The sequence below is a fragment of the Psychrobacter sp. MES7-P7E genome (genome assembly GCF_002863645.1).
Lineage (GTDB): Bacteria > Pseudomonadota > Gammaproteobacteria > Pseudomonadales > Moraxellaceae > Psychrobacter.
Genome location: NZ_PJBU01000100.1, coordinates 37,560 through 51,136, shown reverse-complemented (window position 1 = coordinate 51,136; position 13,577 = coordinate 37,560). Strand labels below are relative to the sequence as shown.

Below are 13,577 nucleotides of genomic sequence, written 5' to 3'. Positions count from 1 at the left end.
ATAAAATTTAGAAAATGATAAAAGTCCTTCTTTGTACTGAACCTCACTGTAACTTGAAATCAAGTCATTAAGCTCTTCCTTAGAATTAACTTTTACAAGTTTATCATTCAGAGTTTTACTAGATATCCCTAATTTACCAGTTTGAAATTTTACGAACTTGTCACGATCTATAGTAATATTTGACCAAGTACGTCCACTCGCATAGTTACTTGTACAATCGAATTCAGTTTTCTTGAGTGTATCTTTACCAAGTTCATTTTCAATTTTTTCAATCAAAAGTTCATCCAGTTTGTATGTACAAACTATGGCAACTGGATCCTCACTTGATTTTTCCATTCTTTTCTTTTCACGCCTAGGAAAATCATGAGTGACATTAAACTTAAAATCATCATCATCTTGGAAATAATTAGTCTTAGCAATAGCCTCTAAAGCTGCAGTTTTACCAGATTCATTCATTCCCACTAAAATTGTAATATCTTCTTCCACTTCAAAAACTTGTTTTTCCGTATAAGACTTATATTTCAGTATTTCTACTTTTTTTAATTTCATCATAAGAAAACATCCCTGTTTTTTATAAGAATATTATTGGGTCTAACCAACCGTCACTTTTGCATAAGCTTTTTTGCCTGCTTGAATTACGACCGTCTGACCTGAGGTTAGACTAAAGCCACCATCAACGACTTCGCCATCTACTTTGACCGCGCCACGTTTTACCATGTCTTTGGCAGCTGAGTTGTTTTTAGCGAGCTTAGCTTGGTTCAGGATTTGAGTGATAAATAACGCATCTTGCCCTTCCAGATCTAACATTATTTCTGGCAAGTCAACCGGTAGTTCGCCATCTGCCAAGACGTTACCGGCAGATTTGTGCGCATTGGCAGCGGCATCAGTATCATGGAAACGCTCGATTAATTCTTCGGCTAAGATACGTTTGATTTCTTGTGGGTTACGGCCATCTTCCATTTCACGCATCAAGCTTGCCACTTCTTCCATTGGCTTAAAGCTTAAGAACTCAAAGTAACGATGGATAAGTGTGTCCGGCATCGACAGGATTTTCTGGTACATCGTGCCTGGTGCATCATAGATAGCGACATAGTTGCCCAATGATTTGGACATTTTATTGACACCATCCAGCCCTTCTAAGATTGGCACAGTGATACACACTTGTGGCTCTTGGCCATAGCGTCCTTGCAACGTGCGACCCATTAGCAAGTTAAAAGTCTGATCGGTACCGCCAAGCTCAACGTCTGCTTTTAGGGCGATAGAATCGTAGCCTTGTACTAACGGGTAGAGAAATTCGTGAATTGAGATAGGCGTTTGTGATGCATAGCGTTTTGAAAAGTCATCACGCTCTAGCATACGCGAGACGGTTTGCTGACTGGCAAGCTGAATCATGTCAGCGGCGCTCATGTCATTGAACCACTCAGAGTTAAAGACCACGCGAGTTTTTTCTTTGTCTAAGATTTTAAATACTTGCTCAGCATAAGTCATGGCGTTGGCTTTGATTTGCTCATCAGTCAACGGTGGACGCGTGCTGTTTTTGCCAGAAGGGTCACCAATCTTGGCAGTATAATCGCCGATTAGAAAATAAATCTCATGACCCAAATCTTGAAAATGCTTAAGCTTATTGATCAATACTGTATGACCCAAATGCAGATCAGGGGCGGTAGGATCAAAGCCAGCCTTGATACGTAGTGGACGATTGAGCTTTAGCTTAGCCACTAAGTCATCTTCAGACAATATCTCTTGCGTACCGCGCTGAATAAGGGCCAGTTGTTCTTCTAGGGTGTAAGTTTGATTGGTCATGATGCTCTCTATATATCACTTTAATTGGGATTTTTATGAATGACGGTTACTGGCTCAACACCTTAGGAAGTTTAGAACCTCAAAAGGTTGGAAAAAATGCTAGAATTTGACGGATATACTAGCGTTTTTTAAGGTAAATTGCCATGACCAACCCCGCATCGATTGCTGATACTGACCATAATGCCCTCGCAGACTTGCTTATGAATAATGGTTTGGATAACCCTTCAGACGATATTGATGATTTGACCTTTGATGATTCGAACTACGCCACCCTGACCGATGCCCTTGAGCAAACGGTGTTTGAAAGCTTCGATGATGGCTTATATATCGGCATGATGTCTGGCACCAGTTTGGACGGTATGGATGCGGTTCTTTGTCAATTTAATCCTGAGATGAGCAACGAAGACAACACTCAACCGCCAATGCAACTGCTTGCGACCTATAGCCAAGACTTTCCGCCCCGTCTGCGTGAAGTTTTACTGGCATTATGTCAGCCGAATGGTGTAAATCAACTTTTACCAGAGGCCGATGAACCAAAAAGTGAATTGGATTGGTTCGGTTGGGCAAGTCGCGCGTATGCTGAGTTCGCGAGCGAAGTGGTCAATACGCTATTGCAGCAATCAAATACCGATCCTGAGTCAGTGTTAGCGATTGGCTGTCATGGACAGACCGTACGCCATCGCCCGCAGATGGGTTTTAGCTTGCAACTGGTCGATGCCAATATCATCGCTGAGCGCACAGGTATCAGCGTGGTCAGTGATTTCCGACGTCGTGACATGGCAGTTGGTGGTCAAGGTGCGCCTTTAGTACCTGCGTTTCATCAGGCACTATTTGCCAATCCTGATAGTACCCGTGTGCTATTAAACTTAGGTGGTATTGCTAATATAACCGTCTTGCCAGCCAGTGAAGAAGTTCAAGTTGTTGGCTATGATACGGGACCTGCCAACTTGTTATTGGATGCATGGACAGCATTGCATACTGATAATAGCTATGATGCGAGCGGTGCTTGGGCACAGTCTGGAGTCATCATTGAACCGCTATTACAGCAGCTGTTGGCACATCCATTCTTTGCTCAATCTCATCCCAAAAGTACGGGCCGCGAAGACTTTAACTTGGCTTGGCTACAGGATGAGCTACAAACATTCGATCAGACTTCTGTCTATACCCGCTACTCATCTGCAGATGTACAAGCCACATTGACTGAGCTAACGGCTATCAGTGCCAGTACGCAAATCAATATGTTTGTCAGCACTTCAAAAAACAGCTCGGTTTATGTTTGCGGTGGCGGCGCATTGAATGAATATTTAATGACACGCTTGCAAGCACACCTACCCCATTGCACAGTAAAAATCACTGAACATTTAGGGCTTGCGCCAACATGGGTCGAGGCCGTTGCTTTTGCATGGTTGGCCAGACAAACATTGATGGGTGAAACTGGTAATTTACCAGCGGTAACTGGTGCAAATAAAGGCGTGGTATTGGGTCAAGTATGTTTTGCCTGACCAGTTAAATTTTAGTTTACATACGTGCACCTATGTGTTTTATAATGACTTTTGAAACGCCATCCTCTTAGGACCTGTAAGTATAGGATATATCGCATGAGCCAGAATAGTAGTTCACCTATCGACCAAGCCACCACTGATGACACAAATAATATGACTGCAGCACCTGTACATAAATCGCGTCAAAAACCACCTCACTACGAGCGTTCTGATGATACGCGTGTGGTAGTCACAGGTATGGGCGCCATTACGCCGCTCGGTCTAGACGTCGATAGCTCATGGACCAAATTGCTCAATGGCGAGAGTGGTATCTCACCGATTACGCATTTCGATGCCACAGGCTACCGTGCGCAAATCGCTGGCGTGATCAAAGACTTTGATGCCAAGCAATATATGAATGCTAAAGATGCACGTCGCTATGATGAGTTCATGCATTATGGGGTTGCCGCTTCTGCCATGGCACTAAAGCACGCTGGTTTTATCGATGAAGTCAGTGCTGCTGATGCGCCTGTGCAAGGCGTTGATCAAGATCGCTTTGGTATTATTTTAGGTTCAGGTATTGGCGGTATTCAAACAATTGAAAACAGCCGTGATACCCTACACGAAAAAGGCGCAGGCAAAGTCTCACCTTTTATCATTCCAGGCTCTATCGTTAATATGGCCGCTGGACTGGTAGCGATTAAGCATAAGTTAAAAGGCCCAAACCTTGCGACATCAACAGCTTGCACCACGGCGACTCATGCCATGGGTCTTGCCGCTCGTTTGATCGCTTACGGTGATGCCGATGTCATGCTGGCAGGCGGTAGTGAAAAAGGTTCTAGCCCACTTGGTATAGCTGGCTTTAGTGCTATGCATGCACTCTCTACCCGCAACGATGAACCAACCAAAGCCTCACGTCCGTTTGATAAAGGTCGTGATGGGTTTGTCCTTGGTGATGGTGCTGGTGTGGTCGTATTAGAAAGCCTTGCCCATGCCAAAGCACGCGGTGCAACGATATTGGCAGAGTTAGTCGGTTTCGGTATGAGCGATGATGCCAGTCATATTACTGCGCCACCAGAAGACGGTAGCGGTGCGGCAAGAGCGATGCAAAATGCACTAAACGATGCTGGTATCGAGTCATCAAGCGTCGGCTATGTCAACGCTCATGGTACCAGTACCCCTGCGGGTGACGTGGCTGAGTCTATTGCTATCGAAACTGTATTTTATCCTGTAAAAGACAGCATCTTAGTTAGCTCAACCAAATCGATGACCGGTCACTTACTTGGTGCCGCTGGCGGAGTTGAAGCTATCTTTACAGTATTAGCGCTACAACATCAGCATGTACCACCTACGATCAATCTAGACGATGTCGAGGACAACTGTAACCTTGATTATGTGGCTAATCAATCGCGCAAAGTTGATAACCTGCAGTATGCAGTATCCAACAGCTTTGGCTTTGGTGGTACCAATGGCTCATTGGTATTTGCTCGCTGGCCTGTCAATCAATAACAGCCACCCAACTACCTCGCAGCGCATGGTAATAAATGCGTTGTAACGTTGGTGTCAGATTTGCTACGTTTGTCCACTTGCAGCCCCTTATCGTACTTGCGTATGATAAGGGGTAATTTTTGGAACATTTATGGAAGATACCATGTCAAGCTACTCATTTTCCCATCAGTTTTATCAACGCTGGACGTGTGCACCTGAGCCAGTACGCGCAGCGATCACCCAAGAACTAAAAGACATCACTACTCTGCTGCAATCTGACACCTCATTTGAAGACTTCACTTTTAATACCCATGACTTAGATGCGCATGTAGACGAGCTCTACGACAACTACAATGCAGAGCAAGCCATTGCGAAAGCGATCACAGACAAACAAGAGCAAGAAGACGCGGCCGCTGCAAAACAAAAGCTAGAAGACGAGCAGAAGAAAAAAGAAACAGAAGAAGCCACACTCAAAGCAGAAGCGACTCGAAAAGAACAAGAAAAGAATACGCAGTCAGCGTTAGAGAAAGACAATGACAAAGAACTGGCTGCTACCGACGTAGCTAAAGTAAACGCTGATAAAGTCGTGACAGATAGCGCTGTTACTGACGATTTTGTTACTGAGAATTCTAGCGCGAAGACTGAAAAAGACGCATCAGAAGCAAAAAATACTGAAGGTAATGCTAGCGATAATAAAAATGCTGACAACAAAACCATTGGCGAACAGGCTCATACACTTAGCGATAACCATATTAAAGATATCAATAGTAAAGCCAGTGCAGCGATTAATTTGGCCTTAAAAGACGCTAAACTAGATGCAACACACCAACAGCTAATCCGTGAGCTAGAAACACAGGTCGATGATTATTTAAGTGAGCAAATGATGCTGATGTCTGAAAACCTAAAGTCTTGGCTACGTGCTGAGGTCACTCAACACTTTAGCGAGCAGAGTGATTCAACTACTAATAATGAAGCTGCTAAGAAAAGCATCCACTAACAGTGATTATTTTTCAGTGTTAAACCTACAGTTAGCAACAGTCGCTCAGTAGTAAGTATTAAATAACGAACAGTAAAAAGCCCCGTAAATAATTTACGGGGCTTTTTAGTACTTGTAATTAATATTTTGAGCTTGGTATTAAATGGCTTTGGTACGTTCAGTCAACCATTCAAGCGCTGACCCTTCAACACGATCTTTTAGCTCTGCGAAGACTTGGCTATGATAGTCATTCAACCAATTAATCTCGGTTTGATCCAACAACGATGGCTCAATCAGACGCGTATCGATTGGGCAGTAAGTGATGGTCTCAAAGTTCAAGAAATCACCAAACTCTGTCTCAGTAGGCTTGGCAACTGGCGTATTCACTACCAAGTTCTCGATACGAATACCCCATTTGCCTTCGCGGTATAGACCTGGCTCATTACTAGAAATCATACCGACTTTCATCGCGCGCTCTTTTGGCGTGCTTGCGCTATAGGCGATGACTTGTGGGCCTTCGTGTACATTCAAGAAATACCCAACACCGTGACCTGTACCATGACCATAGTCCATCTGTGCTTGCCACAATGGTGCACGGCAAATAGCATCGATCAACGGTGAGGCGATACCATCAGGGAAATGGGCACGAGCCAGCGCAATGTGAGCTTTTAACACAATCGTAAAGTCGCGTTTATGCTCAGCAGTGACTTGTCCAATACCGACTACGCGGGTGATATCAGTCGTACCATTTTGATATTGTGCGCCTGAGTCAATCAGTAGCAATCCGCCTTCGCCCTCGGCCACATCAAGGTAGCTGAATTTTTCTGGCGTTGCACGGTAATGTGGCAATGCGCCATTTTCGTTAAAGCCTGCGATGGTCGGAAAACTTGGCGAGACATAATGCGGCTGACGACTGCGCACATCTATCAGCATGCTATCAATATCTAGCTCACTTAAACGCTCACGTGCTGCTAGACGCTGCTCAAATGTCGCAAAAAACTCAGCTAAGGCAGCGCCATCTTGACGCATTGCTTCACGCACATGATCGATATCTGCATCTGACTTTACAGATTTGAGTAATGTACTAGGCGCCATTTGCTCAATAAAGCCAACATCGTCTGCTATTTTTGAGAGTGTACCTACTGCGACTTTGCTCGGATCTAACAATAACAAATCGTCTGGCGTTAAGGCACTCAATGCCTCTTGCACAGCAGAATAGTCAGCCAATGTGATACCGCTGTCTTTTAAACTCTGTGCAATATCTTCGCTTACTTTATCAGTATCAACAAACAACGTTGCTTTGTCTGCGTCAATCAACATATGTGACAAGAATACCGGATTATAATCAACATCCGCACCGCGCAAGTTCGTCAACCAAGCGATGTCGTCTAAGCTTGAAAGTAAATGATGGGTCGCACCTGCTTTTGCCATGCCTTCGCGTACTGCTGCAAGTTTTGAGGGGGCAGACTGAGCAAGGAACTGTTCATCATGCGCGTATAATTTGGCCGCCGGTAGTGCTGGGCGATCTGTCCAAATCTCTGTCAGCACATCACGCTCAGTGATCAAAGTAATGTCATTGGCATCAAAAGCATTTAACAGGCGATCTTGCTCAGCGATAGATAGTACGTTACCGTCTACTGCTACGCTATCCCCTTCTTGCAAATGGTCGGCTAGCCAGTCGATATGATTTGGCTGACCTGGCGCAAGCTTTTCTAAAGTAATACCTGTGCCTTCTAGCTGTTCGGCAGCATGTACCCAATAACGGCTATCCGTCCATAGACCTGCAAAATCAGCAGTCACAACAAGCGTGCCGACAGAACCGGTAAACCCTGACAGCCATAAGCGTGCTTGCCAGTACTCTGGTAGATATTCAGATAAATGTGGATCAGCAGAGGGTACGATGATTGCGGTGAGATCTTGCGCGGCTAAGGTGCTGCGTAAGTTAGCAATACGTTCGTGAATGGCTTGTTTATTCATTGAATGTGTCCTTATAGAAGTTATAAAAATTTGATGTTGGAGCGATTATTAACAATCGTCTTGTTCTAATAGTCGTCTTGTTTGAGTTCTTGTTACCGCTTTAGTTTTAATAAGACATTTATTATCGATAGCAATTATTCAAGCAAACAGTCTACTTATTTAGCTATTTAATTATGTTTGTTTGGGTAATTGCCTCTACTTATTAAGAATAAAAAATTGAGATTAATATTGCGTCACTGGGGTTCACAGTGCCCTATCATTAGATGTTTGGGCAGATAGCAAGCTTTCAATGGCTTGTGCCAAATATCTCACTAACTAAAACAATAAAACGTGCTACCAGTAATGGTAACACGTCTCATCATATGTCACTTGTGCTGTTATTATTCACAAATGTACATCAGACTATCTTATTGCTTGGCCAGTTGTTTCTCACGCTCGCTTTCTTTAAGCATTTTATTGATAGGTTTTGCTAGTATCAATAATAGTACAGCGGTCACTACCAAGAAGATGGTCATGGTTGTGAACAGACCTGGTAAGCCTTCGATTTTATCAGCAGATACATGCCCACCAAAGAAAGCTGCAACCAAGTTACCCATAGCGATAGAAGCAAAGAACAGTCCCATCATTTGACCTTGCATACCTTCTGGCGCCAATTTAGTCATGGCAGACAAACCAACTGGGCTTAATGCTAACTCACCTAGCGTCAATAATAATAAACTACCAACCAACCATAGTGGCGATGCCAAGCCAGCACCAGGCGCTAAAATGCTTTTTGAGGCGAAAATCATCAAGGCGAAACCTGCGGCTGCCAGTAGCATACCGAGTGCAAACTTAGCCATACTGCTAGGCTCAAGACCGCGGTTACCAAGCTTGACCCAGATAATACTAACGATAGGTGCCAATATTAAAATAAATAGTGGGTTCAATGACTGGAACCAGATACTCGGTATCTCAAATCCTAAAACATTCAGATCGGTATAACGATCGGCAAATAAGTTAAAAGATGTTGGCTGCTGCTCAAAACTTGACCAAAATAGCGTCGAGCCAATGATTAAAACAAAGCAAATTAATAAGCGTAGTTTGTCCGTCTTATCCAATCGCGGTGAGATAAACATAATAGCGAAATACAAGATGACGACCGCAGCAATGATATACGTCATATACTCTGCAACCATCTCAGGATTAAACGATATCATGCCAGTAGACACTAGTAGCACTGCGGCTACTAGCAACGCAACGAAACCACCAACCCAGCGACCGATGTTTTTGTAATGGTCGTTAGATTTTTCCCACTCAGCAGAAATACCTTTGGCGCGTGCATAACGCGTTAAGTTCTTTTGCGCGACAAAACGATAGATCAGTAATGAGACCAGCATACCCAAACCACCAACGCCAAAGCCGACATGCCACATGCCTTTTTCTTTGAATACGCCGACGATAAGTGCCGCTAATAACGCACCGATATTGATCCCCATATAAAATAAGGTGAAACCGCCATCACGGCGAGAGTCGCCTTTCGGGTACAAGGCACCAACCATCACTGAGATACAGGTCTTAAATAACCCTGAGCCCAAGACAATACAGATTAAACCAACAAAGAACAGCGTCATGCCAAACATCGCTGAAAGCGCGATACACAAGTGACCAAGGGCAATAATGATACTACCCCACCACAGCGCACGCTCTTGACCTAGCCAGTTATCTGCTAACCAGCCACCTGGTACTGCTGCTAAGTATAACGAACCCGCAAAAATACCATAAATAGCAGAAGCGGTGACTTCACTAAAGCCAAAACCGCCACTGCTCACTGTTGCCACCATAAATAAAACCAATAGTGGACGAATACTATAATAGGAGAACCGCTCCCACATTTCGGTAAAAAACAATGAGCGTAAGGGCGCAGGATGTCCCATAAAGCCATTGTCTAGAGCTTCTAACTCTGCTGCACTAGCCCCCGAATTTGTTTCTGTGCCCATAACTTTATTCCTTTAAAGATCATATTTGTAATGACCAAACCCCTGATTATCCAGATGGACGGTCATATAGGCGGAACATTGTTTCACTTGGTTATAATCAAGTAAAGAAAAAGTTGGTCAAAAATTACACAAATACTCATAAAAAAAAGCCCGCTCTCAATGGTTGAGAACGGGCTCTTTTTATGACTATTTAGAACTGTATCATTATGCTTATAGCACTGTTGATAGAGACTTCATAATAAGACTCATTTTATAATTAAGTAGCACTATTTTAGATCATTTACACAGTCATACTACAGCTTACTGTGCTGCGGTCTCTTCAGTAGCTTCACCAGCCTCTAAGTCACCATCCGCTTGCTCAGCTGTCAAATCAGCATCAGCAACAGCGGCTTGGTTTACAGTGCCAGAGGCAGTCGCTGTACCTGCTTCCGCAGTAACGACTGCACTATCTGCATCTGCCGCTGGTGTTGCATCTGCTGCAGTTTCAGGCGCTGTAGCATCTGACGCCTCTGCTGTTGTTGCAGCTTCTGCATCGGTTGGAGCCGCTTCTTCTTCAGTAGCAGTGGCTTCTGCTTCATCTGCCGCAGCCGACGCTTCAGTCGTCTCAGCAGTGATATGCTCGCCTGCTGGACGCAAAAATGCAGAAACACCAATAAGTAAGACAATACCTAGGAACATGGCAATGCCACCTAAAGCGAATAACAGCTCTTTTTTTGGATTGTTATTAACGATACCTTCTGACATACCTTATCCACCTTGCACAAAATATTTGAAATATTGACCTATTATATCGCAATTTATACTGATTTGTGAAAACCCTTAAGTATTTAAAGGGTTTATTATCCATAATTTAACTATTCATTTTTGGCACTTGTGACAGCTAACCACTTAATCAGTTATCTATTATTCGCTATCGACACATCTTACTTAATAATATTACTTAACCAAACGTACTGGAGACTTAGTACGTTTACCCAAATAGCTAAGTATCAGCAACAGTGCCATGATAAACAAAATAGGATATTGACCAAAACGCATGAATGGCGTGTTGCCAACTCGTGCCTGAATATCGCCGCGCAATACAGTACGCTCAAACTGCGGTGCACGCTCTACGATACGACCTTTATGGTCGATAATAGCTGTCACACCTGTGTTGGTCGCACGCATAAACCAGCGACCATTTTCTAACGCACGCATCTGTACCATTTGTAGATGCTGTAGCGGGCCTGCCGACGTACCAAACCACGCATCGTTTGAAATGGTTAATAGGAAATCTGTGCCAATCGCGTTTTTACGCGTGGTATCTGGGTACGCTACTTCGTAGCAGATGGCTGCACCTAGGTTGTGCCCTCGAACACGCAGCGGCGACTGCTGATCACTGCCGCGACTATAGCTCATGATATCTTGGCTACCTGCTAGATTAGGCAAAATATCGAGCACGCCTTGGAATGGAATATATTCCCCAAATGGCACCAGACGTTGCTTTTTATACAGCCCTTCTGCCTGTGCCCCTAGCGCTACCACGCTATTGTAGAACGGCGGATATTTATCTGTACTGGCATCAAACGCTGCTTCATCCTTATAAGGAATACCTGTCACCCATGTCGTGTCAGTCTCTTTGGCCATCGCGACCATTTCACTGATAAAACCCACAGCTTCTGTCTGAAACATAGGAATCGAAGATTCAGGCCACAGCACGATGTCACGTCCCCACTCGTCACGAGTCAACGTTGCATAGATTTTTAACGTTTCAATCTGATATTCGGTGAGCCATTTTAGATCTTGCGGGATATTACCCTGAATCAAAGATACCGATAGATCAGGGGTTCCTTTTGGTTTGGTCCACTGCGGATTGATCAACCATAGCGTGCTACTAATGATAAGCAATGCTATCGATGGAATCATATAGCCACCGCGGCGACGCAATAGCTCAACGATACTGGCAGCCAATAATACCGCTACAAAAGAAACCGCAAAGACGCCAGCTACAGGTGCTAGCGAAGACAGCCAATACTGCTCAGTAAACGCATAACCAACGAATAGCCAAGGAAAACCAGTAAATAGCCACGTTTTCATCCACTCTTGAAGTATCCACAAGGCGGCAAAAGATAACGGCTGCTTGCCGACCACACGATTAAAGATGAGCGCCAAAAAGCCATGGAATAGTCCCATGCCTAAACCCATGAGCGCAATCATAATCAGCGCAAGCCATGCGGGCGTATCGCCATAAACGTGTATCGAAGTGTATAGCCAAAAAGCGCCAACACACCACAGCCCTGTACCGTACGCTTGACCAATTAGAAAGGCGCGGCGACCTGTCATCGCTGGTACCAATAACGCGTACAAAATAGCAGGCGATACCAAGGCAACTGGCCAAATACCATAAGGCGCGAGCGAGAGTATAAAAGCGGCCCCTGCCAGCCAAGCTATTAGTACCGTCAGTCCCATGTGTAAACCTTTTGGCTTATCGGGGTTCAGACGTTTTTGCAAATCAACAGTAGACAGACGCATAGCAGTTATCCAAAACCATATTTACTAAAATTTCTCAGCTAAGCGATGAGATAACACTCACGCAAAACCTGACTGCACAATGCTTTATGCAGGGCCACAAATAAAACCCACCCATGATACCAGTCAAAACCTGCAAGTGGGTAAATTTGCGTAGCTAAAACCTCATTCTAAAGACCAAAAGGCAGAAAGCAAAAAACACGATTTTTCATCGTGTTTTTTATGGCATTTGCTAACAAGTTTTTTTCATTGACCAATTATCGTGACACTATAAGCAAGCTAGTGGCTGCCTATCAATATCTGTTGCTCAGCATTGGTTTTGGTCAGCTCTAGATTTTGGATAAATCGACCTTCTACATCGGTAATGGTAATTTTCCAATCATCTATCACGACGCTCTCGCCTTCTAGATCACCAACGAAGCCAAGTGCTTGCATGACCAGACCGCCCATCGTATCGACATCGGTATCGTCAAAACGGCTACCCAGCTCATCATTACAGTCTTCAATTACTGTAGACGCTTGGACACGCCATGTATTTGGTTTTTCTGGATCAGGAACGATGTTATTGATATCGCTGTCTTCATCAAAGTCATCATGCTCATCGACGATGTCGCCAACGATTTCTTCCAACAAGTCTTCCATGGTGACGACACCACCAAAGTTACCAAACTCATCAACGACAATCGCCATGTGTACTTGGGTACGCTGCAATGAGCGTAGCAAGGTATCAGAACGAGCCGTTTCACTGATATATAACGGCTGGCGCACCAAGTCTCTAAGACGCTTACTGTCAATTTTGTCTTCTTGGTTGCGAACCATATGTACCAGAATCGGAATCAAGTCTTTTGCCAATAAGATACCGATGACGGCATCATCATCTTGACTGTCAAAAACAGGATAGCGCGAATGGGTGGTCTCAAGAATGATGTCCATCACTTCAGCAAGACTGGTGCTCTCGTGCAGACCAATTACTTGCGGACGCGGCGTCATGATTTCGCGGACTTGTGTCGCAGGCAAATCTAGCACGCCTTCTAGCATATCGACAGTATCAGGCTCTAAAAACTGGCGCGAGTCTTGTACCAGACGAATCAATTCATCACGGGTTTCGGGGGCGGTCGATAGCCAGCGTTTTAAGCCGCGCATCGACCAACTACTCGGGCTGGGAGTGTCGTCAGACATGGTGGTGTGATTTAACCTCTTTAGTTAATAAAAATCAGAATAGTATTCAATAGAAAAACGAACAATACTCAATAAAAAAACAAGTAGAGCCTAGATGGGGATAAAAGTAGCAAATAAAACAGCTAGTTTGTTATTAATTACTGCATGAATAACAAATTTGCTAGTACAAATTAGCTTCACTTTATCGCA

The 13,577-nt window shown here is 44.2% G+C and carries 10 protein-coding genes; 3 read left to right on the top strand and 7 right to left on the bottom strand.

Annotated features, from left to right (window positions below):
- Both CXF62_RS08680 and tyrS read right to left on the bottom strand, forming a co-directional pair.
- On the bottom strand, positions 1–552 hold a 552-nt coding region (locus CXF62_RS08680; RefSeq protein ID WP_185156625.1), incomplete at its 3' end, for an AAA family ATPase.
- A 39-nt stretch (positions 553–591) separates the two neighbouring features.
- Entirely contained in the window at positions 592–1,803 is a 1,212-nt protein-coding gene (tyrS, locus tag CXF62_RS08675; protein WP_102093930.1) for a tyrosine--tRNA ligase, read from the bottom strand.
- Between the two features lie 143 nt (positions 1,804–1,946).
- On the opposite strand from tyrS, the gene CXF62_RS08670 reads away from it, so the two are divergent.
- The 3 genes from CXF62_RS08670 to CXF62_RS08660 all read left to right on the top strand — a co-directional run bounded on the left by CXF62_RS08670 (position 1,947) and on the right by CXF62_RS08660 (position 5,769).
- Positions 1,947–3,305 carry an anhydro-N-acetylmuramic acid kinase gene (locus CXF62_RS08670; RefSeq protein ID WP_102093928.1) on the top strand — a complete coding sequence of 453 codons (1,359 nt, stop codon included), beginning with the start codon at positions 1,947–1,949 and terminating at the stop codon, positions 3,303–3,305.
- Between the two features lie 153 nt (positions 3,306–3,458).
- Complete coding sequence (gene fabF / locus CXF62_RS08665) at positions 3,459–4,793, top strand: beta-ketoacyl-ACP synthase II (RefSeq protein ID WP_102093935.1); 1,335 nt, start codon at positions 3,459–3,461, stop codon at positions 4,791–4,793.
- 130 nt (positions 4,794–4,923) lie between these two features.
- Entirely contained in the window at positions 4,924–5,769 is an 846-nt protein-coding gene (locus CXF62_RS08660) for a hypothetical protein (protein ID WP_102093927.1), read from the top strand.
- A gap of 138 nt (positions 5,770–5,907) precedes the next feature.
- Here CXF62_RS08660 and CXF62_RS08655 read toward each other — a convergent pair whose 3' ends face one another.
- From CXF62_RS08655 to CXF62_RS08635, 5 genes are all read right to left on the bottom strand, one after another.
- Positions 5,908–7,725 carry an aminopeptidase P family protein gene (locus tag CXF62_RS08655; protein ID WP_102093925.1) on the bottom strand — a complete coding sequence of 606 codons (1,818 nt, stop codon included), beginning with the start codon at positions 7,723–7,725 and terminating at the stop codon, positions 5,908–5,910.
- Between the two features lie 407 nt (positions 7,726–8,132).
- On the bottom strand, positions 8,133–9,701 hold the full coding sequence (locus tag CXF62_RS08650; protein WP_102093924.1) for a peptide MFS transporter: 1,569 nt from the start codon (positions 9,699–9,701) through the stop codon (positions 8,133–8,135).
- 300 nt (positions 9,702–10,001) lie between these two features.
- Positions 10,002–10,445, bottom strand: a complete 444-nt coding sequence (locus tag CXF62_RS08645) for a hypothetical protein (RefSeq protein ID WP_102093922.1) — start codon at positions 10,443–10,445, stop codon at positions 10,002–10,004.
- A gap of 192 nt (positions 10,446–10,637) precedes the next feature.
- Positions 10,638–12,212 carry an apolipoprotein N-acyltransferase gene (gene lnt, locus CXF62_RS08640; protein WP_102093920.1) on the bottom strand — a complete coding sequence of 525 codons (1,575 nt, stop codon included), beginning with the start codon at positions 12,210–12,212 and terminating at the stop codon, positions 10,638–10,640.
- 276 nt (positions 12,213–12,488) lie between these two features.
- On the bottom strand, positions 12,489–13,388 hold the full coding sequence (locus CXF62_RS08635; RefSeq protein WP_057761902.1) for a CBS domain-containing protein: 900 nt from the start codon (positions 13,386–13,388) through the stop codon (positions 12,489–12,491).
- Positions 13,389–13,577 lie beyond the last annotated feature (189 nt).

Excerpts from the sequence above, each read along its gene's own strand:
- CXF62_RS08635 (WP_057761902.1), bottom strand. The coding sequence starts at position 13,388 with ATGTCTGACGACACTCCCAGCCCGAGTAGTTGGTCGATGCGCGGCTTA.
- tyrS (WP_102093930.1), bottom strand. The coding sequence starts at position 1,803 with ATGACCAATCAAACTTACACCCTAGAAGAACAACTGGCCCTTATTCAG.
- CXF62_RS08655 (WP_102093925.1), bottom strand. The coding sequence starts at position 7,725 with ATGAATAAACAAGCCATTCACGAACGTATTGCTAACTTACGCAGCACC.
- CXF62_RS08645 (WP_102093922.1), bottom strand. The coding sequence starts at position 10,445 with ATGTCAGAAGGTATCGTTAATAACAATCCAAAAAAAGAGCTGTTATTC.
- CXF62_RS08650 (WP_102093924.1), bottom strand. The coding sequence starts at position 9,701 with ATGGGCACAGAAACAAATTCGGGGGCTAGTGCAGCAGAGTTAGAAGCT.
- CXF62_RS08670 (WP_102093928.1), top strand. The coding sequence starts at position 1,947 with ATGACCAACCCCGCATCGATTGCTGATACTGACCATAATGCCCTCGCA.
- lnt (WP_102093920.1), bottom strand. The coding sequence starts at position 12,212 with ATGCGTCTGTCTACTGTTGATTTGCAAAAACGTCTGAACCCCGATAAG.
- fabF (WP_102093935.1), top strand. The coding sequence starts at position 3,459 with ATGACTGCAGCACCTGTACATAAATCGCGTCAAAAACCACCTCACTAC.
- CXF62_RS08660 (WP_102093927.1), top strand. The coding sequence starts at position 4,924 with ATGGAAGATACCATGTCAAGCTACTCATTTTCCCATCAGTTTTATCAA.